General features: G+C 31.5%; 22 protein-coding genes and 5 tRNA genes. 24 read left to right on the top strand and 3 right to left on the bottom strand.

Annotated features, from left to right (window positions below; translation table 11 throughout):
* Window positions 1-2 precede the first annotated feature (2 nt).
* From CRV03_RS09170 to glnA, 3 genes are all read left to right on the top strand, one after another.
* Complete coding sequence (locus CRV03_RS09170) at window positions 3-446, top strand: molybdenum cofactor biosynthesis protein MoaE (RefSeq protein WP_129084837.1); 444 nt, start codon at window positions 3-5, stop codon at window positions 444-446.
* Complete coding sequence (locus tag CRV03_RS09165) at window positions 443-1,258, top strand: histidinol-phosphatase (RefSeq protein WP_258239053.1); 816 nt, start codon at window positions 443-445, stop codon at window positions 1,256-1,258. The genes CRV03_RS09170 and CRV03_RS09165 overlap by 4 nt, the downstream gene beginning before the upstream one ends.
* Window positions 1,259-1,381: 123 nt before the next feature.
* A complete protein-coding gene (gene glnA, locus CRV03_RS09160) occupies window positions 1,382-2,809 on the top strand; it encodes a type I glutamate--ammonia ligase (RefSeq protein ID WP_129084836.1) in 1,428 nt (475 codons plus the stop codon).
* A gap of 79 nt (window positions 2,810-2,888) precedes the next feature.
* On the opposite strand, the gene CRV03_RS09155 is transcribed toward glnA, so the two are convergent.
* From CRV03_RS09155 to gpmI, 3 genes are read right to left on the bottom strand one after another with little or no spacing between them, the layout of a single operon-like run.
* A complete protein-coding gene (locus CRV03_RS09155; protein WP_129084835.1) occupies window positions 2,889-4,886 on the bottom strand; it encodes a penicillin-binding protein 1A in 1,998 nt (665 codons plus the stop codon).
* 2 nt (window positions 4,887-4,888) lie between these two features.
* A complete protein-coding gene (locus CRV03_RS09150) occupies window positions 4,889-5,587 on the bottom strand; it encodes an ATP-binding cassette domain-containing protein (protein ID WP_129084834.1) in 699 nt (232 codons plus the stop codon).
* A 2-nt stretch (window positions 5,588-5,589) separates the two neighbouring features.
* Window positions 5,590-7,065: a 2,3-bisphosphoglycerate-independent phosphoglycerate mutase gene (gene gpmI, locus CRV03_RS09145; protein ID WP_129084833.1), complete on the bottom strand. Its 1,476-nt coding sequence runs from the start codon at window positions 7,063-7,065 to the stop codon at window positions 5,590-5,592.
* A 158-nt stretch (window positions 7,066-7,223) separates the two neighbouring features.
* On the opposite strand from gpmI, the gene mraY reads away from it, so the two are divergent.
* The 21 genes from mraY to CRV03_RS09040 all read left to right on the top strand — a co-directional run bounded on the left by mraY (window position 7,224) and on the right by CRV03_RS09040 (window position 26,555).
* Window positions 7,224-8,285 carry a phospho-N-acetylmuramoyl-pentapeptide-transferase gene (mraY, locus tag CRV03_RS09140; protein ID WP_129084832.1) on the top strand — a complete coding sequence of 354 codons (1,062 nt, stop codon included), beginning with the start codon at window positions 7,224-7,226 and terminating at the stop codon, window positions 8,283-8,285.
* A 9-nt stretch (window positions 8,286-8,294) separates the two neighbouring features.
* Entirely contained in the window at window positions 8,295-9,455 is a 1,161-nt protein-coding gene (gene murD, locus CRV03_RS09135; protein ID WP_129084831.1) for a UDP-N-acetylmuramoyl-L-alanine--D-glutamate ligase, read from the top strand.
* Window positions 9,456-9,513: 58 nt separating this feature from the next.
* Window positions 9,514-9,589 (top strand) — tRNA-Phe (locus tag CRV03_RS09130).
* Window positions 9,590-9,607: 18 nt separating this feature from the next.
* A tRNA-Thr gene (locus CRV03_RS09125) sits at window positions 9,608-9,684 on the top strand.
* Between the two features lie 63 nt (window positions 9,685-9,747).
* Window positions 9,748-9,832, top strand: a tRNA-Tyr gene (locus CRV03_RS09120).
* Between the two features lie 10 nt (window positions 9,833-9,842).
* Window positions 9,843-9,919 (top strand) — tRNA-Gly (locus tag CRV03_RS09115).
* Between the two features lie 242 nt (window positions 9,920-10,161).
* A complete protein-coding gene (gene tuf, locus CRV03_RS09110; RefSeq protein WP_129084830.1) occupies window positions 10,162-11,370 on the top strand; it encodes an elongation factor Tu in 1,209 nt (402 codons plus the stop codon).
* A gap of 9 nt (window positions 11,371-11,379) precedes the next feature.
* Window positions 11,380-11,550: a 50S ribosomal protein L33 gene (rpmG, locus tag CRV03_RS09105; protein ID WP_129084829.1), complete on the top strand. Its 171-nt coding sequence runs from the start codon at window positions 11,380-11,382 to the stop codon at window positions 11,548-11,550.
* Window positions 11,551-11,576: 26 nt separating this feature from the next.
* A tRNA-Trp gene (locus CRV03_RS09100) sits at window positions 11,577-11,652 on the top strand.
* Between the two features lie 73 nt (window positions 11,653-11,725).
* Window positions 11,726-11,908, top strand: coding sequence for a preprotein translocase subunit SecE (secE, locus tag CRV03_RS09095; protein ID WP_114838272.1), 183 nt, complete (start codon window positions 11,726-11,728; stop codon window positions 11,906-11,908).
* A 10-nt stretch (window positions 11,909-11,918) separates the two neighbouring features.
* Window positions 11,919-12,446, top strand: coding sequence for a transcription termination/antitermination protein NusG (gene nusG, locus CRV03_RS09090; protein ID WP_129084828.1), 528 nt, complete (start codon window positions 11,919-11,921; stop codon window positions 12,444-12,446).
* A 104-nt stretch (window positions 12,447-12,550) separates the two neighbouring features.
* Complete coding sequence (gene rplK, locus CRV03_RS09085) at window positions 12,551-12,976, top strand: 50S ribosomal protein L11 (protein ID WP_129084827.1); 426 nt, start codon at window positions 12,551-12,553, stop codon at window positions 12,974-12,976.
* A 67-nt stretch (window positions 12,977-13,043) separates the two neighbouring features.
* Window positions 13,044-13,745, top strand: a complete 702-nt coding sequence (rplA, locus tag CRV03_RS09080; RefSeq protein ID WP_129084826.1) for a 50S ribosomal protein L1 — start codon at window positions 13,044-13,046, stop codon at window positions 13,743-13,745.
* 166 nt (window positions 13,746-13,911) lie between these two features.
* Window positions 13,912-14,400 carry a 50S ribosomal protein L10 gene (rplJ, locus tag CRV03_RS09075; RefSeq protein ID WP_129084825.1) on the top strand — a complete coding sequence of 163 codons (489 nt, stop codon included), beginning with the start codon at window positions 13,912-13,914 and terminating at the stop codon, window positions 14,398-14,400.
* A gap of 54 nt (window positions 14,401-14,454) precedes the next feature.
* Window positions 14,455-14,829: a 50S ribosomal protein L7/L12 gene (rplL, locus tag CRV03_RS09070; RefSeq protein ID WP_129084824.1), complete on the top strand. Its 375-nt coding sequence runs from the start codon at window positions 14,455-14,457 to the stop codon at window positions 14,827-14,829.
* A 172-nt stretch (window positions 14,830-15,001) separates the two neighbouring features.
* A complete protein-coding gene (rpoB, locus tag CRV03_RS09065; protein WP_129084823.1) occupies window positions 15,002-19,150 on the top strand; it encodes a DNA-directed RNA polymerase subunit beta in 4,149 nt (1,382 codons plus the stop codon).
* Window positions 19,140-23,678, top strand: coding sequence for a DNA-directed RNA polymerase subunit beta' (gene rpoC, locus CRV03_RS09060; RefSeq protein ID WP_129084822.1), 4,539 nt, complete (start codon window positions 19,140-19,142; stop codon window positions 23,676-23,678). Before rpoB ends, rpoC begins: the two co-directional genes overlap by 11 nt.
* 36 nt (window positions 23,679-23,714) lie before the next feature.
* Window positions 23,715-24,104: a hypothetical protein gene (locus CRV03_RS09055; protein WP_129084821.1), complete on the top strand. Its 390-nt coding sequence runs from the start codon at window positions 23,715-23,717 to the stop codon at window positions 24,102-24,104.
* Between the two features lie 53 nt (window positions 24,105-24,157).
* A complete protein-coding gene (locus CRV03_RS09050) occupies window positions 24,158-24,865 on the top strand; it encodes an EAL domain-containing protein (RefSeq protein WP_129084820.1) in 708 nt (235 codons plus the stop codon).
* Between the two features lie 27 nt (window positions 24,866-24,892).
* Entirely contained in the window at window positions 24,893-25,180 is a 288-nt protein-coding gene (locus CRV03_RS09045) for a YciI family protein (protein ID WP_129084819.1), read from the top strand.
* Window positions 25,181-25,337: 157 nt separating this feature from the next.
* Window positions 25,338-26,555: an integrase arm-type DNA-binding domain-containing protein gene (locus tag CRV03_RS09040; protein WP_129084818.1), complete on the top strand. Its 1,218-nt coding sequence runs from the start codon at window positions 25,338-25,340 to the stop codon at window positions 26,553-26,555.
* Window positions 26,556-26,781 lie beyond the last annotated feature (226 nt).

Here is a 26,781-nt window from a genome sequence, read left to right as displayed (position 1 = left end):
AAGTGGAAAAGTTACAACTATTTGAAGGTTCACTTCCTGTAGAACAAATAACAAACTCTTGGTATGAAGAGTTTAAATCTTCTAACTATGGAGCAATCATAACTTTTGTTGGTGTTGTTAGAGATGAAAATTCAATTGATGGATTATCATTTGATATATATGAACCTATCTTAAACTCTTGGTTTGATTCTTGGCAAAAAAAAGCAAATGAAAAGAATGCAATTGTTTTAATGGCTCACTCAAGAGGTGATGTTTTAAATCATGAGAGTTCTTATATTGCAGCTGTTTGTTCTCCTAAAAGAAGAGTTGCTTTAGAGATGATAGATGAATTCGTAGAGGACTTTAAAGCACAAGCTCCAATCTGGAAGTATGATATTATTGATGGAAAAAGAGTTTATGCAGAAGATAGAAGTACAAAAATTCAAGGTTCAGGTATCCTAAATTGAGTATCTTAAAACAAAGAGTTGATTTACATAATCACACCTTTTTATGTAATCATGCAAATGGAACTACAGAAGAGTATATAAAAAGAGCAATAGAAGTAGGAATTGATGTATTTGGTTTTTCAGACCATGCTCCTATGCCTTTTGATCCAAAATATAGAATGGATATATCTCAAAAAGAGTTTTATGAGAATGATGTAAAGTTTTTACAAAATAAATATAAAGATAAAATTGAGATACTTCTTGCTTATGAAGTAGATTTTATGCAAGACAAAAATCTTATGTTAGATGAAATTTTAAAAGCAGATGTTGACTATCTTATTGGCTCTGTTCACTTTATACAAGAAAAAAACAACTCTCTTTGGGGTTTTGATAATCCTGAATTTATTGGTAAGTACAAAGAAAAAAATATTGATGATATTTGGATTGATTACTTTCAAGCAATTGAAGAACTTGCAAAATCAAGACTATTTGATATGGTAGGACACTTAGATTTAATAAAAGTATTCAAGTATTTACCAAACAAAGATATAAAATCTATTGCAAAAAAAGCAATGGAAGAAATCAAAAAAGCTAATATGGTATTAGAAATAAATGCAGCAGGTTTAAGAAAACCAATAGCTCAGACTTATCCTTCAAAGGAATTATTAGAGTTAGCATTTGAGTTAGATATTCCTATCACTTTCTCTTCAGATGCTCATGAAATTGAGCAAATAGGATTTAAGTATGATGAGGTAAGTAAACTAGCAAAGGATATTGGTTATACAACTTGTATAAAATTTAAAAACAGAGAAAAGATAGTAGTTAATTTCTAAACAAATAATACTATTAAAATAATATAAAAAATATTACATTGTATATTTTTTATACAGTTTTTTTATCTTATATTTTTTTTATTTAGCTACAATAGACCATAACAATTTCAAGGAGTAATAATAATGGGAAAATTTGTTAACAACACTGAAGAGTTTTTCAAATTTTGTGAAGAGAACGAAGTAAAATTTGTTGATTTTAGATTCTCTGATCTTAAGGGTATGTGGCATCACTTAACTTACATGATGAATGCTGTAAGTGCAGAGCAATTAGAAGGTGGTATGCCTTTTGATGGTTCATCAGTAGATGCATGGCAACCAATTAATAAATCAGATATGATTTTAAAGCCAGATGTAGAGACTGCTTTCTTAGATCCATTTACTGCTGATTCTACAATTATCGTATTTTGTGATGTTTATGATATCTATAAAGGTCAAATGTATGAAAAATGTCCAAGATCTATTGCTAAGAAATCATTAGAGCATTTAGCTGAAGCTGGAATCGGTGATGTAGCATACTTTGGACCAGAAAATGAATTCTTTATTTTCGATGACGTAAAAATTAGAGATGACATCAATGAGTCTTACTATAGAGTAGATTCAGAAGAGGGTTGTTGGTCAGATGATACTGATTATGAAATGGGTAACATGGGTCATAGACCTAGAACTAAAGGTGGATACTTCCCAGTTCAACCAACAGATTCAATGGTAGACTTAAGAGCAGAAATGATGCAAATCTTAGAGCAAGTTGGTTTAGAAGTTGTTCTTGGACACCACGAAGTTGCACAAGCACAAGGTGAGATTGGTATCGTATTTGGAGATTTAATTGAAGCAGCTGATAACGTACAAAAATATAAGTATGTTGTAAAAATGGTAGCTCACTTAAATGGTAAATCTGCTACATTTATGCCAAAACCACTATTTGGTGATAATGGTAATGGTATGCACGTACACCAATCAATCTGGAAAGATGGTAAAAACTTATTCTACAAAGAGGGTGAGTACGGAAACCTTTCAGATATGGCAAGACACTATGTAGGTGGTATCTTCAAACATGCTAGAGCAGTTGCTGCGTTTACTAACCCATCAACAAACTCTTATAAAAGATTAATCCCAGGATTTGAAGCTCCTTCAATCTTAACTTACTCTTCTCAAAATAGATCTGCATCTTGTAGAATTCCTTATGGAGCAGGTGAAAAAGCAACAAGAATCGAAATGAGATTCCCAGATTCAACTGCTTGTCCTTACTTAGCATTTGCTGCTATGTTAATGGCTGGTCTTGATGGAATTGCTAACAAAACTGAACCTATTGGCCCAATGGATGAAGATTTATTCGAAATGCCTTTAGATGAAATTAGAGAGAGAAAAATTCCTCAAATGCCTCATACATTAAGAGGTTCATTAGAAGCATTAATTAGAGATAACGATTTCTTAAAACCAGTATTTACTCAAGATATGATTGATACATATCAACACTATAAATTTGAAACTCAAGTTTGGCCAGACGAAGCTAGACCAACTGCGTTTGAATTTAAATCAACTTATTCTTGCTAATAGCAAAAATAGTAAAATAAAAAAGGTAAGTTCATATGAACTTACCTTTTTTTATGCCTAATTTTTATTTAATATAAATTTAGAATTGAATAGTTTGTTGTTGCGAATTATTATTTGTAGGAATAGAATCTAATTCTGGTAAAGGTGACTTATCTGTATAGTACTCTTTTCTACCATTTATAACTGAAGTTTTAACTCCATCTGGCTTCTTAAATTTTCTTTCTATTTCTGGATGAATCTGGATATACTCTTTATAGAAGTTTGCAAAAGCAGGACCTGCTGTAGTACCACCAGTCTCACTTCTTCTCATAGGTGTATTATTATCTTTACCAAAATAAACAACTGTTTGAATTGTAGGCGAGAAACCACAGAACCAAGCATCAATATTATCATTTGTAGTTCCTGTTTTTCCAGCTAGTTCAATACCTTTTACTCTTGCTTTTCTTCCTGTTCCTCTAACTACAGTATCATGCATAATTGATTTTGTTAGGAAAACTTGTTCAGGGGAACTAATGTATTTATATTGAGGTTCAAAAGTTATTGTTTCATTTTTTAGGTTTGTAATTGAATTAATTAAGTATGGTTCTACTTGTGTTCCATCATTTGATATAAATGAAAAGGCTTTACTTAAATTTAATGGTGAAATAGAGAATGAACCTAATGTAATAGATAAGTCTCTTGGAATACCTGTTATTCCATAAGATTCTAAACCTTTATACATTTCATTAATACCTACATCAGTAACTAAGTTGATAGTAGCAAGATTTCTTGATTTCATTAGAGCTTCTCTTAATGTAATAACACCTTTAAATGTTCCCCCATAATTTTTAGGTTTCCACTTTTTTTCTTCTTCTCCAACTTTATATTCATATGTTCTACCAATATCAGCAACTTGAGAAGCAGGAGAATATCCTAACTCAATAGCAGTATGATATAAAAATGGTTTAATTGCAGAACCAGGTTGTCTCTCACTTTGAACTACTCTATTAAAGTTTGATTCTTTATAATCAATTCCTCCAACAAGAGCAAGAATTTTTCCAGTATTATTTTCAATAGAAACTAATGCACCATTTAGTGTATTAATAAAGTAACCTTCATCTACAGGTTCTCCATTTATGTCAACATTGTTTTTAGGATTTCTTTGCAGCCATTTATCTCTAGCTAAAATTTTGTCATAGGCAACTTTTAAAGACTCTCTACCAATTCTTTGTGCTTCTAAATCAATAGTTAGGTTAACAATATATCCACCAGTTTTAATATCTGGAATATCTTTCTTTAAAAGTTTTAATGCATAATCGATAATATAAGGAGCTTTATTTTGAGTTAGAGTATCATCATAAATAGTTGGGATGTAATTTATTGCTTCATTATATTGTGTTTCATTAATCCAACCTAACTTATGCATTCTGCTTACTACTTGGTTTGCTCTTGTAAGTGAATATTTTAAATTTCTTGTTGGGTCATAGAAACTTGGAGCTTTAGGTAGTCCAACTAAAATTGCAATCTCTTTGATATTTAACTCATATAAGTCTTTTCTAAAGTAACCTTTTGCAGCAGTTCTAATTCCATAATAACCGTGACCAAAATATACTTCATTTAAATATCTTTCTAAAATTTGCTCTTTTGTCAGAATTGTTTCAAGTCTTATTGATAGTAGAGCTTCTTTAATTTTTCTAATAAGTTTCTTTTCTCTTGTTAGGGCAATACTTTTAACAAGTTGTTGAGTTAATGTACTTGCACCTTCTACATATCCCATTGCTTTAATATTTTTAATCATTGCTCTTGAGATAGCATCGGGGTTTACACCTGCATGTTCAAAGAACTGTGTATCTTCAATTGCAACTAATGCTTCAACAACTCTTGCTGGAATATTGTCATAGTTTACATATAGTCTATGTTTTTTATCAAAAATATTTGCAATTAGTTTTCCATTTTTGTCATAAAACTGTGTAGTAACATTTGGTTTATAGTTTACAATAGTATCAATATCATGTCTTATTTCAGAATATAGATGTATTAGCCAACCTGAAATAGCTACTCCTACAAATATAATAAAAGCAAAAAAATATTTAATCATTTTTATTTCCTAAATTCTTTATTTTTAAATGTTGAGTTTATCAACTTTTTCGTGTAATCCTCTTTTGGATTAGATAATATATCTTTTGTTAAACCTTGTTCTATAATAGAACCATTTTTTATAATAATAAGTTCTTCACATAAATCTTTTATTGATTCAATATCATGGGTAACAAAAAGAATAAGTAAATCTAGTTTAGTACTTATATCTTTTATTAGATTTAATATTGTCTCTTTTGATGTCTCGTCTAAAGCTGTGGTTGGTTCATCTAATAATAGTAGTTTAGCATCATTAGATAAAGCAATAGCTATAACAACTCTTTGAAGTTGTCCTCCACTTAACTCTTTTGGGAAACGATTTAAAAGTGAAGTATCTAAACTTACTAACTTTAAAAGTTCTTCTTTTCTTTTTTCCTCACAAAAAAACTGATCTTTTATTTTAGTCATAGGAGATAAAGAGGTAAAAGGATTTTGGGGAATGAAACCAATAGTTTGAGAATCAAGGTTAAAACTAGAAGATATTTTTTTATCACATGATAAAGAAGAGGGAAGTAGATTTAAAATAGCTTTTAAAGTTAAAGACTTTCCACTTCCACTTTGTCCTATGAGTGCTGTAGAGTTTTTTATAGAAAAATTTATATCTACTAATTTTGTATTATTAGCTTTAATTAGCAATTTTTGAATATCTACAGCATTAGACATAGTTAAACTAAGGCCTCATCCATTTCTTCTGGAATATCTAAATTCATAAGTTTAAGAATTGTAGGTGCAATATTATTTAAACTACCTTCATTTACTTTACTTACATTATCAGCCATAACAAAACAATATACATCACCAACAGTATGATTTGTTAAAGTTTTTCCTGACTCATCTTTCATCATTTCACAGTTACCATGGTCACTTGTTAAAACAACACTATAATTAAGCTCTTTTGCTTTTTCAAAGATTTTTCCAAGCTCTTTATCTACTGCTTCAACAGCTTTAACACCAGCTTCATAAACACCAGTATGTCCAACCATATCTCCATTTGCAAAATTTACAACAATAAAGTCTGTTTCATTGTCCATTGATTTTTGAACTTCAACACTTACTTCAGGCGCACTCATCTCTGGTTTTAAATCATATGTAGCAACATCTGGTGATGGAATTAAAACTCTACTTTCATTTAACATAGGTTCTTCAACTCCACCATTAAAGAAGAAAGTCACGTGTGCATACTTTTCTGTTTCTGCTGTGTGAACTTGTGATAATCCTGCATTTGAAATAACTTCTGCTAAAGTATTTTTAGGAGTCTCTTTAGGAAATAGTATAGGAAGAGGTAAGTTTTTATCATATTGTGTCATAGTTGCAATATTTAGATTACCTTCAAATCTTTTAAATTCAGAGAAATCTTTATTTGCAATTGCAGTTGATATTTCTCTCATTCTATCAGATCTAAAGTTACAGAAAATAATACCATCATTCTCTTCTAAACCTTCATATCCATCAAATGCAGTTGGCTCAATAAATTCATCAAATACTTCATTTTTATATGAATTTTCTAGATATTCTAAAATATTTGTAGATGTTTTTGGGTTTGCAAATGCAATAACATCATGACCCTTTTGAACTCTTTCCCATCTATTGTCTCTATCCATTGTAAAATATCTTCCAGCTACAGTTGCAATTTTAATATCATCATCACAGATATCTACAAGCTGTTGGATATATTTATTTGCACAGTTAGGAGCTACATCTCTTCCATCTGTAATTACGTGAATAAATACTTTTTTATTTTTATTTTTTGCAATTTTTGCTAAGGCAATAATATGATTAATATGAGAGTGAACACCACCATCACTAATTAATCCAAGAAGATGAATATTATTAGATGAATCTATTGTTGTTTTAAGAACTTCATTGTCTTTTAAATTATCGTTTTCAATAGCCATATTTATTTTTACTAAATCTTGGTATAAAACTCTTCCACTTCCAATAGTCATATGTCCAACTTCTGAGTTACCCATTTGTCCATTTGGTAATCCAACATGATCTCCATAAGTATGAATTAATGAGTAAGGAACATTCTTGAATAAGTTATCATAAGTAGGTGTAGTAGCATTTGTAAATGCATTAAACTTGTCAGATTCATTGTGTCCAATTCCATCTGTAATTATCAATATTGCTTTTTTTGTCATAATATAACCCCAGTAAAATTATTAAGTTAACTTTTAGTATAATCTCGCGATTATATCAAAACTTACTACTATATTTGCTGAAGTATAAGCCTTTGCTAAAAGGCAGGAAAGTTTTGCAAAACTCAGGATTTATTTTTCCTGAAAATTAAGGTTTTAATTTGTTTTACTGGTTTTATAGACACTTAGACATCAATATTTTTCAATATATCTCTGTTCGTGCAGGTCTTGCATTTTTTATTTCATTTTTTCTTACAATGTATTTATTACCAAAGTTTGTTAGGTGGGCTAAGTCAAAGAAAGCTTCACAGCCAATTTATGAGTATGCTCCAGATTCGCATCAAGAAAAAGCAGGAACTCCTACTATGGGAGGAATAGTATTTATTTTTTCAACAATTATAGCAACACTACTTACTGTTAAGCTAAATAACTTTTATGTTGTAGGAGCACTTTTAACATTAGGGCTTTTCTCTTTAATTGGAATGAAAGATGATTTCTCAAAGATTGCAAAAAATGCAAACAATGCAGGATTGTCTTCAAGGGCAAAACTAATTTTGCAGTTTATAGGCGCTTTAATAGTTGCAGGGGTGTTAATAGTATATAATCATACTACTACTTTATATACTCCTTTTTATAAGTATCCTATCTTTGATATGGGAATTTTTGCTCTTATTTTTTGGATATTAGTTATGGTAGCTGCTTCAAATGCCGTTAACTTAACAGATGGACTTGATGGACTTGCTACAGTTCCTTCTATAATGGGACTATTCACTCTATCAGCAATAGTATATGTAAGTGGACATGCAATCTTTTCTTCATATCTATTATTACCAAATATAAAAACATCAGGAGAGTTAGCAATAGTTGGAACAGCTATGATTGGTTCCCTTATTGCTTTTCTTTGGTACAACTGTCATCCTGCGCAAGTATTTATGGGAGATAGTGGTTCTTTACCTATAGGAGCCTTTATGGGTTATATGGCAATAGTTGGTAAATCAGAAATATTATTAGTAGTAATAGGATTTATCTTTGTTATAGAAACAGTATCGGTTATATTACAGGTGGGCTCATATAAGTTAAGACAAAAAAGAGTATTTTTAATGGCTCCTATTCATCATCACTTTGAAGAAAAGGGCTGGAAAGAGAATAAGATAATTGTAAGATTCTGGATTATATCTTTTATGGCAAACTTAGTAGCTCTTATGAGTCTTAAGATACGATAAGGAGCAATGATGATTAGAGTACTTGGAAAAGGCTTAACAGCACAAGCTATAAAAGAAGAGTATAATGATGTAACATTATATGATGACAGTGACTTTGATACTTATGATAAAGACTCTGATGAGGTAACAGTTGTTAGTCCTGGTATTCCTCCTAATAATAAGATGGTAAAAGAGTCAAAGAATATAATAAGTGACTATGACCTTATATATGAGCAGATGCCATTTTCTATATGGATAAGTGGAACAAATGGAAAAACAACCACTACTCAAATGTGCCAACACATATTAAAAGAAAAGAAAAGTGTATGTGGAGGAAATATAGGAACCCCCGTTTCCAAACTAGATAAAGAATCTAAGATTTGGATTCTTGAGACTTCTTCTTTTACCTTTCATTATACTAACTACGCAAAACCTAATCTTTACTTATTATTACCAATCTCAGATGATCATGTTTCTTGGCATGGAAGTTTTGAAGAGTATGAGAAAGCAAAGTTAAAACCTTTATATATGATGGAAGAGGGTGAAATTGCAATTGTCCCTGAAAAATATAAAGATATAAATACAGTATGTCATCTTATTACATATAAAGATAGTGATGATTTATGTGAGAAGTTTAATATAGATAAATCACAAATTAATTTTAAAGAACCTTTTTTATTAGATGCACTTCTTGCCTTAGCAGCAAAAAAGATAATATTTGATGAGGTAGATTACAAAACTATTAATACATATAAAGTAGATGAACATAAAGTAGAAGAGATAAAAGATAAAAAAAATAGACTTTGGGTAAATGATTCTAAAGCTACAAATGTAGATGCAACTATAAATGCAATAGTAACTTATAGAGAAAAAAAGATATATTTAATACTTGGTGGCGATGATAAAGGTGCAAATTTAGAACCTTTATTTGAATATATAAAGAACTTAGACATTGAAATATATACTATTGGAAGCAATTTTGAGAGATTAAATAAATTAGCTGAAAAATTTTCTATAAATTTTTATGAATGTAAAATATTAGAAGAAGCAGTAAAGCAAATCTCTCAAAAGCACGATAATATGGGGGTTGCAATGCTTTCTCCTGCTGCTGCATCTCTTGATCAATACCCTTCTTATAAGCAAAGAGGAAAAGAATTTAAAGAACTTGTTTTTAATTTAAGGATTATTTAAGCAAGGTCTGTATATAATTTCACTCCAATTTAAGAAGGACGCAATCAAAAGCGTATCTGGTTCGATAGCTCAGTCGGTAGAGCAAAGGATTGAAAATCCTTGTGTCGGCAGTTCGATTCTGCCTCGAACCACCACTTAAATTAAATTTGGATGCTGGTGTAGCTCAGCTGGCTAGAGCAGCTGATTTGTAATCAGCAGGTCGGGGGTTCAAGTCCCTTCACCAGCTCCATTCAAATTGTCGTGCGTAAGTCTTAAGACCAGCGCTTGACCAGAACAATAATATTTTTCAACCGGTGAGGTTGGAGAGTGGTCAAATCCTACGGACTGTAAATCCGTCGCCTTAGGCTTCGAAGGTTCAAATCCTTCCCTCACCACCACGCAAATGTTGCGGGAGTAGCTCAGTTGGCTAGAGCCTCTGCCTTCCAAGCAGATTGTCGCGAGTTCGAGTCTCGTCTCCCGCTCCATTAATTATTTATTGATTACTGGGAGCTGAGTTATAACGCAATTATTCATTTATAACTCCTTTTTATTCAAAGTAACTCCCATTAAAGTTTATATTTAGTATTTTTTTTATAAAATACCAATCGCAAAAGAATATTACATGTATTTTTTTGTATTTAATAACAACAAACCCCCCTCTGAATAGAGAAGTTATCGGACTTATCTACTCAGAGGGCAATAACCAAAATTTTTTAAGGGGAATTTTATGGCAAAAGAAAAATTCGAGCGAAGTAAACCGCACGTAAATATTGGTACTATTGGTCACGTTGACCACGGTAAAACTACTTTAACAGCTGCAATCACTATGTGTTTAGGGCTTAAAAATGGTCAAGCAACTATGGATTATGATCAAATTGATAATGCTCCAGAAGAAAGAGAAAGAGGAATTACTATTGCTACTTCTCACGTTGAGTATGAAACTGAAACTAGACACTACGCTCACGTAGATTGTCCAGGTCACGCCGATTATGTTAAGAACATGATTACTGGTGCTGCACAAATGGACGGTGCTATTTTAGTTATTGCTTCAACTGATGGACCAATGGCTCAAACTAGAGAGCATATCTTATTATCTAAGCAAGTAGGTGTTCCATACATCGTTGTATTCTTAAACAAAGAAGACCAATTAGATGACGAAGATAAAGAAGAGATGTTAGAATTAGTTGAAATGGAAGTAAGAGAATTACTTTCTGAGTATGACTTCCCAGGTGATGATACTCCAATCGTTGCTGGTTCTGCATTCCAAGCATTAGAAGAAGCAAAAGCTGGTCAATCTGGTGAGTGGTCTGAAAAAATTTATCAATTAATGGCTGAAGTTGACGCTTATATCCCAACTCCAGAAAGATCAACTGATAAAGATTACTTAATGCCTGTTGAAGATGTATTCTCAATTGCAGGTAGAGGTACAGTTGTAACTGGTGCTATTAACCAAGGTACTGTTAAGTTAGGTGATACTATTGAAATCGTTGGATTAAAAGAGACTCAAACTACTACAGTTACTGGTATTGAAATGTTCAGAAAAGAAATGGATTACGCAGAAGCTGGTGATAACGCTGGTATCCTTTTAAGAGGTATCAAAAAAGAAGAAGTTCAAAGAGGACAAGTTCTTGTTAAGCCAGGTTCAATTACTCCACACACTAAATTCAAAGGTGAGGTATATATCTTATCTAAAGAAGAGGGTGGAAGACATACTCCATTCTTCTCAGGATATAGACCACAGTTCTATGTAAGAACAACAGACGTAACTGGTTCTTGTGAATTACCAGAAGGTACTGAGATGGTTATGCCAGGTGATAACGTAGAATTAACTGTTTCATTAGTTGCTCCAATTGCTCTTGAAAAGGGAACTAAGTTCGCTATTAGAGAAGGTGGTAGAACTGTAGGTGCTGGAGTTGTTTCTGAGATTATCGAGTAAGGATAACTTATGGGTAACGGTGTAAGCATTAAAATCGGACTAAAATGTGAGGAGTGTGGTGATATCAACTACACTACTTACAAAAATCCTAAAACTCACACAGAGAAATTAGCGATTAAAAAGTATAGTCCTAGATTAAAAAAACATACAATTCATAAAGAAGTTAAGTTAAAGTCGTAAGACTTTACTTAACCTTTTTATCTCATAGGTCAGTAGCTCCAATGGTAGAGCGCCGGATTCCAAATCCGATGGTTGGGGGTTCGAGTCCCTCCTGGCCTGCCACGATAAAATTTTTTTAAAAACAGTTTCGACTTTTTTTAAAAGAATTTTTAAGCTTAAATACTTGGAGTCGATTGTGAATAAATTTAAAACATACTATAAAAATGCTAAAGAAGAACTATTCAAAGTAATTTTCCCTATCAAAGAACAAATCAGATCTGCTTATCTTTCTGTTTTTGTTGTAGTAACAGTAATCACATTATTTTTAGCATTAATTGACACAATCATGTCTTTAAGCTTATCAGCTGTAATGAACTAAGGATAAACTAATGGCACAACAATGGTATGCAATACAAACACACTCAGGTAGCGAACTAGCAGTTAAAAGAGCACTTGAAAGACTTGCTGATGAAATGGCAGATGAAAGAATCTCAGAAGTATTAGTTCCAACAGAAGACTTAATTGAGGTTAAAAAAGGTAAGAAAACAATTGTTGAAAGACCTTTATATCCTGCATATGCATTTGCTAAAATTGATTTAGATACAGCATTATGGCATAGAATTCAATCAATGCCAAAAGTAGGAAGATTCATTGGTGAATCTAAAAAACCTACTCCTTTATCAAAAAAAGATATCAATGCTATCTTAGATAAAGTAGAAAATAGAGCAGCTGCTAAACCAAAAGTTTCATTCGATGAAGGTGAAACTGTAAGAATTAACGAAGGTCCATTTGCAAACTTTAATGGTATCGTTGAAGACTTTGACATGGCATCTGGAATGTTAAAATTAAATGTTTCTATTTTCGGAAGAAATACTCCAGTAGAAATTACATATACACAAGTAGAAAGAGTAGTTTAACTCTTTCATCATTTTTAGGCATTAGGCAATAAAACTTCGCTTCCTTTAGAGTTTTATTCCCTAATGCCTAAATCATTAAAAACAAAATTTAAAAAGGAATTACGATGGCTAAAAAAGTAGAAGGTTACTTAAAACTTCAAATACCTGCTGGTGCAGCAAATCCATCACCTCCTGTTGGTCCTGCATTAGGTCAAAGAGGTATCAATATCATGGAATTTTGTAAAGCATTCAATGAGAAAACAAAAGATAAGGGTGGATTAAACATTCCTGTTGAAATCACTGTTTATCAAGATAAAAGTTTTACATTTGTTACAAAACAACCACCAATGACAGATTTAATTAAAAAAGTTTCTGGAATCAAAAAAGGTTCAGATAACCCACTTAAAAATAAAATTGGAAAATTAACGAAAGATCAAGTACTTGAAATCGTTGATATGAAAATTGCTGACTTAAATACTGATGACAAAGAGCAAGCTGCTAAAATTGTTGCAGGTTCAGCAAGATCAATGGGTATTGAAGTAGAACTATAATTCAATACAAGCCTGACCACTGGCTTTAAATAGCGGTAGCAAAAAAATAAAAATTGCGGAGAAAAAAATGGCAAAAAAAGTTTCAAAAAGATTTAAAGCACTATCTGAAAAAATTGAAGATAGAGATTATTCATTAGCGGAAGGTTGTTCTTTATTAAAAGGATTACAATCTGCTAAATTTGATGAGTCAGTAGAAGTTGCGTTAAACTTAAATGTTGACCCAAGACATGCTGACCAAATGATCAGAGGTGCTGTTGTACTTCCAAATGGTACTGGTAAAACTGTTAGAGTAGCAGTATTTGCAAAAGGTGCTAAAGTAGACGAAGCAAAAGCTGCTGGTGCAGATATCGTTGGTAATGATGATTTAGTAGAGACTGTTCAAGCTGGAAACATTGACTTTGATGTTTTAATTGCAACTCCAGATTGTATGGGATTAGTTGGTAAACTAGGTAGAATCTTAGGACCAAAAGGTTTAATGCCTAACCCTAAAACTGGAACTGTTACAATGGACGTAACTAAAGCAGTTAACGATGCTAAAGGTGGTCAAGTAGCATATAGAGTTGATAAAAAAGGTAACATGCAAGCTGCTGTTGGTAAAGTATCATTCTCAGAAGAAGCTATTAAAGAAAACATTGAAGCATTCGTTGCAGCAATTAACAAAGCAAAACCATCAACTGCAAAAGGTAAATATATTACTACTGCAGCTGTATCTTTAACTATGTCTCCATCTATTAACTTAGATACATTAGAGATTATGGATATTAAATAAGGGCTTTCCCCTTATTTAATAACATTCAATAGTAAGGATTTTGATCCTTATGTTTGAGTGTTATTTCAAAGCACTGATATAAAACTAAAGACAGCTGGTAAGGAACTTCCTTCGTTTCTTGTAAGTCCCGCCTAAGTCGATGTTTTGAAGGGAGGAACAAACAAAAATGACTAAACAACAAAAATCAGAAGTTATTGATTTTTTAACTGGAGAGTTTAAAGAATCTCAAGCAATCGTAGTATGTGATTATAAAGGTCTTTCTCATAAAGAGTTAGAAAACTTAAGAAATGATGCAAAAGCAAACGGAACAAAAGTTCAAGTTGCTAAAAATACTTTAGTAACTATTGCAGTTAAAAATGCAGAGTTAGGTGACATTGAATTAAATGGAACTAACATTTTCTTATGGTCTGAAGATCAAATCTCTGCTTGTAAAGTTGCTGATAAATTTGCTACTGCAAATAAAGATAAGTTCGAAATTAAGTCTGGTATTATAGAAGGTCAAATTGCTGATCTTGCAACTGTTAATGCATTTGCTAAATTACCATCTAGAGATGAACTTCTTGGTATGCTTGCAGCTACATGGATGGCTCCAGTTACTAACTTTACAATCGGTCTTGATGCTCTTAGAAAGCAAAAAGAAGAAGAGGCTGCTTAATAATTAAGCAATACATATTATAAATATAAAAATAAAAAATTTAGAGGAAATAAAATGGCAATTTCTAAAGAAGACGTATTAGAGTATATCTCTGGATTATCTGTATTAGAGTTATCTGAATTAGTAAAAGAATTCGAAGAAAAATTTGGTGTATCTGCACAACCTGTAGCTGTAGCTGGTGCTGTAGCTGGTGGAGCTGCTGAAGCTGCTGAAGAGCAAACTGAATTTAACGTAGTATTAGCAGACGCTGGTGCTAAGAAAATTAATGTTATTAAAGTAATTAGAGCATTAACTGGTCTTGGATTAAAAGAAGCTAAAGCAATGGCTGAAGAAGCTGGTGCAATCGTTAAAGAAGGTATCTCAAAAGAAGATGCTGAAGCTGCAAAAGCTGAATTAGAAGGTGCTGGAGCATCTGTAGAATTAAAATAATTACTCGAAAGTAATTTTTTACCTGTATACAAGGCTACAAAAGCCTTGTATAAGATTAGCATCTTTGAAGGTTAAGGTTAGAATTTTAGGAATTTTAACCCTATCCTTTAAGGATGCTTTTGCGCTTTATACACAAAGCTAAAAGTAAACCACATTTTTAATAAGGTCGACAATGTTAAACTCTTTAAAATCTGGTAATAGACTTAGAGTTGATTTTGCAAAAAATCCTCAACAAATTGAAATTCCAAATTTATTACAATTACAACAAAATAGTTATGAAAACTTCCTAATGATAGGAAAAGATGACAGAGCTGAAGCTGGTGTCGAAAAAGTTTTCAAATCAGTATTCCCAATCCATGATGCACAAAACAGAATAACATTAGAATATATAGGTTCAGATGTAGGTAAACCTAAATATGATGTTAGAGAGTCAATGGTTAGAGGACTTACTTACTCAATACCTTTAAAAATCAATATTAGATTAACTTTATGGGATTTAGACGAAAAGACTGGTGAAAAAATCGGTGTTAAAGATATGAAAGAACAATCTTTATTCATCAGAGAAATTCCATTAATGACAGACAGAACTTCTTTCATCGTAAATGGTGTTGAGAGAGTTGTTGTTAACCAATTACACAGATCTCCTGGTGTTATCTTTAAAGAAGAAGAATCTAACACTGCTGGAAATAAATTAATTTATACAGGTCAAATTATTCCTGATAGAGGTTCATGGTTATACTTTGAATATGATGCAAAAGATGTATTATATGTAAGAATTAATAAAAGAAGAAAAGTTCCTGTAACAATTCTATTTAGAGCACTTGGTTACTCAAAAGAAGACATTGTTAAATTATTCTACCCAGTATTAAATATCAAAATTAAAAATAATAAATTCTTAACAGAGTTTAATCCTCAAGACTTCACAGGAAGAGTTGAGTTTGATATTAAAGATGACAAAGGTAACTTAGTTATTGCTGCTGGAAAAAGACTTACTGAAAGAAAAGCAAAAGCTTTAGTTGATGGTGGTCTTAAATTAGTTGAATATCCAGTTGATTTATTAATGGATAGATCAACAGCTAATACAATCTTTGATCCAGAATCAGGAGAAGTATTATTTGATGCTTTAACTACATTAGATGAATTAAAATTAAAAAAATTACTTGACCTTGGTTTTGATAATTTTGATATTGCAAATGATTTAGCTAGTGGTGTTGATGATTCTATTATCAATGCATTTAAAGCAGATGCAGAGTCTTTAAAATTACTAAAACAAACTGAACAAATTGATGATGAAAACGATTTATCAGCAATCAGAATTTATAAAGTGATGAGACCAGGAGAGCCTGTAACTAAAGAAGCTGCAAAAGAGTTCGTTAGAAAACTATTCTTTGATCCAGAAAGATATGACTTAACTAAAGTTGGTAGAATGAAAATGAACCACAAGTTAGGTGTAGATGTTCCTGAATATGTAACAGTATTAACTTATGAAGATATTATTAAAACTGTTCAATACTTAGTAAAAGTAAAAGCTGGTCACGGACATATTGATGACAGAGATCACTTAGGTAACAGAAGAATTAGAGCTATTGGTGAATTATTAGCAAATGAGTTACACTCTGGTCTAATTAAAATGCAAAAAGCTATTAGAGATAAAATGACTACATTATCTGGTACATTAGAAGATATTATGCCACATGATTTAGTTAACTCTAAAATGATTACTTCAACAATTACTGAGTTCTTTACATCTGGTCAGTTATCACAATTTATGGATCAAACTAACCCATTATCTGAAGTTACTCACAAAAGAAGACTTTCTGCACTTGGTGAAGGTGGTCTTGTTAAAGAGAGAGCTGGATTCGAAGTAAGGGACGTTCACCCAACTCACTATGGTAGAATCTGTCCAGTTGAAACTCCAGAGGGACAAAATATTGGTCTTATCAATACTTTATCTACATTTGCAAAAGTAAATGAGTTAGGATTTATTGAAGCTCCATATAAAAAAGTTGTTGATGGTGTTGTAACAGATGAAATTATCTATGTAACTGCTACTCAAGAAGAGGGAATGATTATTGCTCCAGGTTCAACTAAAGTTGATGACAATGGAAAAATTTCAGAAAACCTTATTGAAGCAAGACAAGATGGTGAAATCCTATTAGTAGAAAGAGCAAAAGTTAATTTAATTGATATCTCTTCTCAAATGGTTATGGGTGTTGCTGCATCTTTAATTCCATTCTTAGAGCATGATGATGCCAACAGAGCCTTAATGGGATCGAATATGATGAGACAAGCTGTTCCATTATTAAGACCAAATGCTCCTGTAGTTGGTACTGGTTTAGAAAAAACAGTAGCAAGAGACTCTTGGGAAGCTATTAAAGCTAGAAGAGCTGGTGTTATTGAAAAAGCTGATGCTAAAAATATTTATATTTCTGGTGAAGACGAAAATGGTGCATTCATTGATCACTATGAAGTAAATAAAAACGTTAGAACAAATAATAATACATCTTTTGGACAAAGAACTGCTATTAAAGCTGGTGACTTTGTAGAAAAAGGTCAAGTTATTGCTGATGGTCCTTCTATGGATAATGGTGAGTTAGCTGTTGGTGTAAACGCAATGGTTGCTTTCATGCCTTGGAATGGATATAACTATGAGGATGCGATTGTTCTTTCTCAAAGATTAATTAAAGAAGATGCATTTACTTCTGTTCATATCTATGAAAAAGATGTAGAGTGTAGAGAGCTTAAACATGGTAACGAAGAGATTACTAGAGATTTACCAGGTGTAAAAGAAGAGTCAATTACTCATCTTGATAACTCAGGTATTGTAAAAGTTGGTACTCATGTTAAACCAGGAATGATTTTAGTTGGTAAAGTTACTCCAAAAGGTGAAATTAAACCTACTCCTGAAGAAAGACTATTAAGAGCTATCTTTGGTGAAAAAGCAGGACACGTAATTAATAAATCATTATACTGTCCAACTTCAATGGAAGGTGTAGTTGTAGACGTTAAAGTATTCACTAAAAAAGGATACGAAAAAGATGAAAGAGCAGTTGCAGAAATTGAAGCTGAGAAGAGTGAATTAGATATTAAACACCATGATAAATTATTAATGCTTGATAGAGAAGAGATTCTTAAAATTAATGATTTATTATCTAAGTCACCATTAGAAAAAGATTTAGAATTAGACGGTAAAACATACAAAAAAGGTGATAATATCCCTGTTGATGTATTAGCAAGTGTAAATAGATTTGCTATGAAAAAAGTTGTTGCTTCTTATTCTAAAGAGATTGAAACAAAATATAATACTATCAAAGATCACTTCATTAAAGAAAAGTCTACTCTAAGAGAAGACCATGAAGAGAAACTTCAAGTATTAGAACACGATGATATTTTACCAAGTGGTGTAATTAAACAAGTTAAAGTTTATGTAGCTACTAAGAGAAAAATCAAAGTTGGGGATAAAATGGCTGGTAGACACGGTAACAAAGGTATCGTTTCTAACATCGTTCCTCAAGTAGATATGCCATATTTAGAAGATGGAACTACTGTTGACGTTATTCTTAACCCACTAGGGGTACCTTCAAGGATGAATATTGGTCAGATTATGGAAGTTCACTTAGGATTAGTTGGTAAAAAGATTGGTAACCAAATCCAAGATATCTTCGAAGCAAAAAGAGATGAGTTCGTTAAAGAACTAAGAGAAAAAATGACTGAAATTGCATCAGTTGCTAAGCTTATGAATGGTAAAGAGTTTATGGATTCATTATCTGATGAAGAGCTTATTAAATATGGTCAAGACTGGGCAAAAGGTGTAAGATTTGCAACTCAAGTATTCGATGGTGTTGAAGTAGAAGAGTTTGAAAAACTATTCGAATTAGCAAAAATGGATACTGATGGTAAGTCTACTCTTTACGATGGTAAGACTGGTGATAAAATGAAAGAAAGAGTAAACGTAGGTTATATGTATATGCTGAAACTTCACCACTTAGTTGATGAAAAAGTTCACGCAAGATCTACTGGACCTTACTCACTTGTTACACAACAACCAGTTGGTGGTAAAGCACTATTTGGTGGACAAAGATTCGGGGAAATGGAAGTTTGGGCTCTTGAAGCATATGGAGCTACAAATGTTCTTAAAGAGATGTTAACGACTAAGTCGGATGACGTTGAGGGTAGAACAAGAGCTTATAGAGCGATTGCAAACGGTGAAAATGTTCCAAGATCAGGTGTTCCTGAAACATTCTTCGTATTAACTAAAGAGCTTAAAGCTTTAGGTTTAGATGTTGATATTTTTGACGAGGTAGAAGATAATGAGCAATAATGAAAAAGTATTAGAACCTATTGAAATAAAAGAATTAGAAAGACCACAAGATTTTTCTGCTTTTCAATTAAGATTAGCTAGTCCAGAAAAAATCCTTTCATGGTCTTCTGGTGAGGTTAAAAAACCAGAAACTATTAACTATAGAACATTAAAGCCTGAGAGAGATGGTCTTTTTTGTGCAAAGATTTTTGGACCTGTAAAGGATTACGAATGTCTTTGTGGTAAATACAAAAAGATGAGATACAAAGGTGTTGTATGTGAAAAATGTGGTGTTGAAGTAACTTCTTCTAAAGTTAGAAGACACAGAATGGGTCACATTGATTTAGTATCTCCAGTTGCTCACATCTGGATGGTATCTTCTTTACCAACAAGAATTGGTACTTTATTAGGTGTTAAATTAAAAGACCTAGAAAGAGTACTATATTATGAAGCATATATTGTATCTGAACCAGGTGAAGCATACTATGACAATGAAAAAACTAAAAAAGTTAACAAATATGACATCTTAAATGAAGAACAATATAGAACTATTTCAGATTTATTTGACCACACAGGTTTCGAAGCAAACATGGGTGGAGATGTAATTAGAGATTTATTAGAAAATCTTGATTTAATTGAATTATTAACTCAATTAAAAGCTGATATGTCAGCTACTAAATCTGAAGCTAAAAGAAAAACTATTGTTAAAAGACTTAAAGTTGTTGAAAACTTTATCAACTCTGGAAATAGACCTGAGTGGATGATGTTAACTCAACTTCCAGTTCTTCCACCTGATTTAAGACCATTAGTATCTTTAGATGGTGGTAAATTTGCTGTTTCAGACGTAAATGACCTTTATAGAAGAGTTATTAATAGAAATAACAGACTTAAGAGATTAACAGAACTTGATGCACCTGAAATCATTATCAGAAATGAAAAAAGAATGCTTCAAGAAGCAGTAGATGCATTATTTGATAATGGTAAAACTGCAAATGCTGTTAAGGGAGCTAATAAAAGACCTCTTAAATCTTTATCTGAAATTATTAAAGGTAAACAAGGTAGATTTAGACAGAACTTACTTGGTAAAAGGGTTGACTTCTCAGGTAGATCTGTAATTGTTGTTGGACCTTCTTTAAATATGGACCAATGTGGTATTCCTAAGAAAATGGCTCTTGAGCTATTTAAACCACACTTAATGGCTAAATTAGAAGAAAAGGGTTATGCAACTACTTTAAAATCTGCAAAAAGATTAATTGAGTCAGAAGCAAACGAAGTATGGGAATGTTTAAATGAAATCGTTGATGAGTATCCTATTTTATTAAATAGAGCACCAACTCTTCACAAACTTTCTATTCAAGCTTTCCACCCAGTATTAATTGATGGTAAAGCAATTCAGTTACACCCATTAGTATGTTCTGCATTTAATGCCGACTTCGATGGTGACCAAATGGCAGTTCACGTACCATTATCACAAGAAGCTATTGCTGAAGCAAAAATTCTTATGATGTCTTCGATGAACATTCTTTTACCAGCATCTGGTAGAGCTATTGCTGTACCATCACAAGATATGATTCTTGGTATTTACTACCTATCATTAGAAAAAGATGGTGTAAAAGGTGAGCACAAACTATTTACAGATGTAAATGAAGCAACTATTGCCTTAGAAATGGGTCAAGTTGACTTACATGCAAAAATTAGAACTAAAATTAATGATAAAGTTATTCATACAACAATTGGTAGATTAATTATTAAAGAGATTTTACCAGAGTTTGTACCAACTGAATTATGGAACAAGATTTTAAAGAAAAAAGATATTGGAGCTTTAGTTGACTATATTTATAAATATGGTGGATATAAAGTAACTCCTAAATTCTTAGATAACCTTAAAAACTTAGGTTTCAGGTATGCAACTGATGCAGGTATTTCAGTATCAATTGATGATATTAGAGTTCCTGAAACTAAAGAAGAGCATATTACTAAGTCTAAAAAAGAAGTTATTGAAGTTCAAAAACAGTTTGCACAAGGTTTATTAACTGAGCAAGAAAGATATAATAAGATTATTGATATCTGGACTGAAGTTAATAATAAACTTGGTACAGAGATGATGGATTTAGTACAAACTGATAAAGATGGGTTCAACTCTATTTATATGATGGCCGATTCTGGGGCGAGAGGTTCTGCTGCACAGATTAGACAGTTATCAGGTATGAGGGGTCTTATGGCTAAACCTGATGGTACTATTATTGAAACACCAATTATTTCGAACTTTAAAGAAGGTCTAAACGTACTTGAGTACTTTATTTCTACTCACGGTGCTAGAAAAGGTCTTGCGGATACAGCACTTAAGACAGCGAATGCTGGTTACTTAACAAGAAAGCTGATTGACGTTTCTCAAAATGTTAGAATTACAATTGAAGATTGTGGTACTCACGAAGGTATCGAAATTACTGATATCTCTTCAGGTAATGAACTAATTGAGTCTTTAGAAGAAAGAATTACTGGTAGAGTAATTGCAGAAGATATTATTGATCCTATTTCAAATGAGATTCTATTTGCTGAAGGTTCATTAATTTCAGAAGATGACGCAAAAGTTGTTGCAGAAGCTGAAGTTAAATCTGTAGTTATTAGAACTCCATTAACTTGTAAAGTTGAGCATGGTTTATGTTCTAAATGTTATGGTCTTAACTTAGGTGAGCAAAGAAAAGCTACTCCAGGTGAGGCTGTTGGTGTTGTTGCTGCACAATCTATTGGTGAGCCAGGAACACAGCTTACACTTAGAACTTTCCACGTTGGTGGAACTGCATCTGCAACTCAAACAGAAAGAGAATTAAGAGCTGATAAAGAAGGTTTCATTAGATACTACAACATCAGAACTTATACAGATAGAAATGGTAAAGAAATTGTTTCAAACAGAAGAAATGCTGGTATCCTTTTAGTTGAGCCTAAAATTAATGCTCCATTCAAAGGTAAAGTAACTGTTGAAACTATTCACGAAGAGACAATCTTAACTATTACTAATGGTAAAGAAGAGAAAAAATACTACCTAAGAAAGAATGACGTTGCTAAGCCAAATGAGCTTGCAGGTGTATCTGGTAAAATCGAAGGTAAGTTATATTTACCATATAAAGATGAGTTTGAAGTTGAAGAAAATGAATCTATCGTTGAGATGATTAAAGATGGATGGAACGTTCCAAACAGAATTCCTTTTGCATCTGAATTAAGAGTTCAAGATGGAGCACCTATTACTTCTACTATTATCTCTGGGGCTAAAGGTATGGTTAAATACTATAAGCTTAAAGGTGATTATTTAGAAAGAAGACATGACATCAAAGCTGGTGAAGCTGTAAATGAAAAAGGTCTATTTGCTGTTATCGTTGATGGTGAAGACAGAGAAGCTTTAAGACACTATGTTGCAAGAGGTTCTGTTGTTGAATTAGATGATAACTCAGAAGTAGAAAAAGATTCAGTTATTGCAAACCCTGCAAGTGCAGAGCAAGTAGTAATTGCTGAGTGGGATCCATACTCAAACCCTTCTATTGCAGAAGAAAAAGGTAAGATTTCATTCGAAGATGTTATTCCAGGTGTTACAGTTGCTGAGCAATTTGACGAATTAACAGGTACATCTAAACTTGTTGTTAATGAGTATATCCCTGCTGGTTATAAACCAACAGTTGTATTAGCTACTGAAAACAAAGAGTTATTAAGATACTCTTTAGACCCTAAAACTTCATTATTTGTAAGTGAAGGTCAACAAGTTGAAGTTGCAGATATTATTGGTAAAACTCCAAAAGCAACTCAAAAATCGAAAGATATTACTGGAGGTCTTCCAAGAGTATCTGAGCTATTTGAAGCAAGAAGACCAAAAGCAATTGCTGTATTAGCATCTTTTGATGGTATTGTTTCATTTGGTAAGCCACTTAGAAATAAACAAAGAATCATTGTTACTGATGAAAATGGTAACAAAGCAGAGTACTTAGTTGAAAAATCTAAGCAAATCTTAGTACACGAAGGTGAGTTTGTTCACGCTGGTGAGGCATTAACTGATGGTCAAGTTTCTCCTCATGATGTATTAAGAATTTTAGGTGAAAAAGCATTACATTACTTTATTGTATCTGAAGTACAACAAGTATATAGATCTCAAGGGGTAAATATTGCTGATAAACATATTGAGGTTATTTTATCTCAAATGTTAAGACAGGTATCTATTTTAGATGGTGGAGATACTAAATTCATCATTGGAGATATGGTATCTAAAAAGAGATTTAAAATTGAAAACGAAAGAATCATTAAGCTTGGTGGTAAACCTGCAATTGCAGAGCCATTATTACTTGGTATTACAAGAGCTGCGGTTACTTCAGATTCTATTATCTCTGCTGCATCGTTCCAAGAAACGACTAAGGTGTTAACAGAAGCTGCAATTTCAGCTAAGATGGATATGTTAGAAGACTTAAAAGAGAACGTTGTAATTGGTAGAACAATTCCAGTAGGAACTGGTCTATACAAAGATCAAAAGATCAAATTCGCTTCAACTGAAGAAGAAGCTGAGTAAAACCAAATAGGGCTTTTGCCCTAATGGTGTATAAAGATGGATATCCTTTCACTTTTTTTCATTTTTATAGCCATTGAACTTTTTGAAACAAATTGGCAAAAAGCCAATTCTATACACGGAATCTTACTAAATAACTACAAAGTATACAGATACAATATCTTTTTATTTTTCTTATTAAATTTTAGTTTTATTTATTCAATATTTTTAGTAATATATTTACAGAATAACTCATTTTGGATGTTAAGTATTGTTGGTATTAAGTTTTTAGATATTGCATTTAAACTTAATATTATGTCTAAAATTAATGAAAATACACCACTTGAAGATATTATGCCTAATATTAGAATAGGCTTACTATTTAGATATGCAAATGTAGTAATCTATCCAATAACATTTCTAATCGCAACAAATTATTTTAATTTATAAAATTGATAATCACTATTAATAAAGATTAAGAATAATATGGATATTATTTATCCATGAATACACAAGAATTTAAATACCTGATAAAAAACGCAAAATATAGAACAAAATACGAACCAATAATTTCAACAACTGACAATTCAATATACGCATATGAAGCACTTTCAAAGTTTGAAATTAAAGAGGACATTATTAGTACTGAAGAAATCTTTAGAAAACTTCATCATAATAATATGCTTTTCTTTGAATTAGAAAGAAGAAATAAAGAGTTACAAGTTGAATGTTTTGATATGGATAAAAAATTATTTTTAAATTTTGATGCTGATATTGTAAATACAATTGATCAAAAAGAGTATTGGGAGGATTTTTTAAAACCACATAAAAATAGAGTAGTAGTAGAGATAACAGAAAATGGAAGTGATGATGAAAAGAGTGCAGATATAATTCGACAATTTAGTCAATGGCTAAATAATAAAAATATAGATTCAGCTCTTGATGATTTTGGACAAGATGGTTCAATGTTCTCTTTCTTTTTAATGGGACAAAGTAACTATATTAAAATAGACAAATCATTTTTAAGACAAATAGCTTCAAATAAAAATTATATATTTTATCTTCAAGGACTTCTTACAACAATAAATAAAAATGGACAGAAGTCTATTATTGAAGGTATAGAGACTAAAGAGGATTATCAATTAGCAAAAAAACTAGGGTGTGACTATATGCAAGGCTACTATTTTAATAATTTAGTAATCATAAAATGATATACTTTTAAAAAAGAAGGAGTCCAGATGCAATACTTAGTAATAGCGTATGATAATGAGGGTGCTTTAGAGAAAAGACTTAAAGTAAGAGATGCTCATATTGAAGGTACAAAGAAATTAATGGCTGAAGGTAAAGTGATTAAAGCTGGTGCCTTAATTGAAGAAGATCAAATGGTGGGTTCAACTTTATATGTTGATTTTGAAAATGATGATGAAATCAATGAGTGGCTATCAAATGAACCATATGTACAAAACAATGTTTGGAATATGGAAGAGTTCCAAATTGTCCCTGTTAAGCTACTTCCTAAAGATTAACAAAACTTCTCAAAACTAGCCTATAAATCGAACTTTTATGGGTTTTAGTTTTGCAAAACCTTCCTAAAACTTTCCAAAGTTTTTAGAATAATTACAGTATTTTTACGGTATTATTGACGGTACTGAGAAACTTTTAGAAAGTGAGTACCGTAATAAAATGGCAAGAACTGTTAAACCCCTGAATGATACGCAACTTAAAAATGCTAAAGCAAAAGAAAAAGATTACAAACTAAGTGATGGAGAAGGTCTTTATTTTGTAGTTAAAAAAAATGGAACAAAGTCATGGAGATACGACTTCTCTTATGGTGGAAAAAGAAAGTCTATGTCTTTTGGTATTTATCCTACTGTATCTTTAAAAGATGCAAGAACAAAAAAAGATGAAGCTAAGTACTCACTGGCTAATAATGTAAATCCTATATCCATTAAAAAAGCAAAAAAAACATCTGAAACAATAACTTTAAGTGATGTAATAGAAGATTGGCTAAAATTAAGAAAAAAGAGTAAATCAGAAGCTACTATTACTCAAAATAAAAGAATATTAAAAAATATCACTATATGGTTAGGTAATATAGCAATAAAAGATATTAGAAGAATAGATATCATAAATGCTTTACAAAAGTATCAAGAAAAAGGTGTAATAGAATCTGCTCATAGATTACTAGCTTTAGTAAATAAAATATATATGTATGCAGTTACAAATGAATATGTAGAGCATAATATCATTGCTGACATAGATAAGAAATCAATTCTTGTACCTAATAAAAAAGATGCACATCTTCCAGCACTTATAGAACCAAAAGATATTAAACAATTACTTATTGATATAAATTCAATAAGTGAAAAATACAGAAGTGATATAAGTACTATATTTATCTTTAAACTACTTCCTTATGTATTTGTACGAAGTGAAAATATAAGACTAATGAGATGGAATGAGTTAAATTTAGAAGAGGGCTATTGGGCTATACCAAAAGAAAAGATGAAAATGAATATAGAGTTTGTTTGTCCTTTACCCCATCAAGCTGTTAAGCTTATAAAAGAAATAGAGCCATATTCAAGACATAGGAGTGAGTTTGTATTCCCTTCTCCACAAAAGAGTGACAGAGGTGTATCAGGTGCAACACTAAGTGATACATTAGTAAGACTTGGATATCAAAATAGACATACAGTACATGGTTTTAGAAGTATGTTCTCAACTACTGCACATAATCTTTATAAAGAGCATGGATTTCATTCTGACATTATAGAATCTTGTTTAGCTCATAAAGAAAGAAATAGAGTAAAAGCTTCATATAATAGGGAATCAAAGTTTAAATATTATGAAGAGAAAAAAGAACTTATTCAATGGTATGCAAATTGGTTGGATAATTTATAATTCTTTTTCAAAAGTGCGAAAAACTTTATAAATCTGTTAAAAATTAATTTTATTTCTTAAGAAAACTAATAATAAAAAAACTTACTTAAATAAAGATATACCATAAAAGGGTACATTAAGCCTAGTTTAATAGTATATTTTTTAATAAAAAAGATATATAACCTTATATAACTTTCTCTCTAAAACACTAAAAATAGGATCTTTTATTAACAAAATCATCAATTTT

The sequence above is a fragment of the Arcobacter sp. F155 genome, from assembly GCF_004116455.1.
Lineage (GTDB): Bacteria > Campylobacterota > Campylobacteria > Campylobacterales > Arcobacteraceae > Halarcobacter.
The sequence above is the reverse complement of the archived record's forward strand: the minus strand, read 5'-3'. Positions and strand labels throughout refer to the sequence as shown.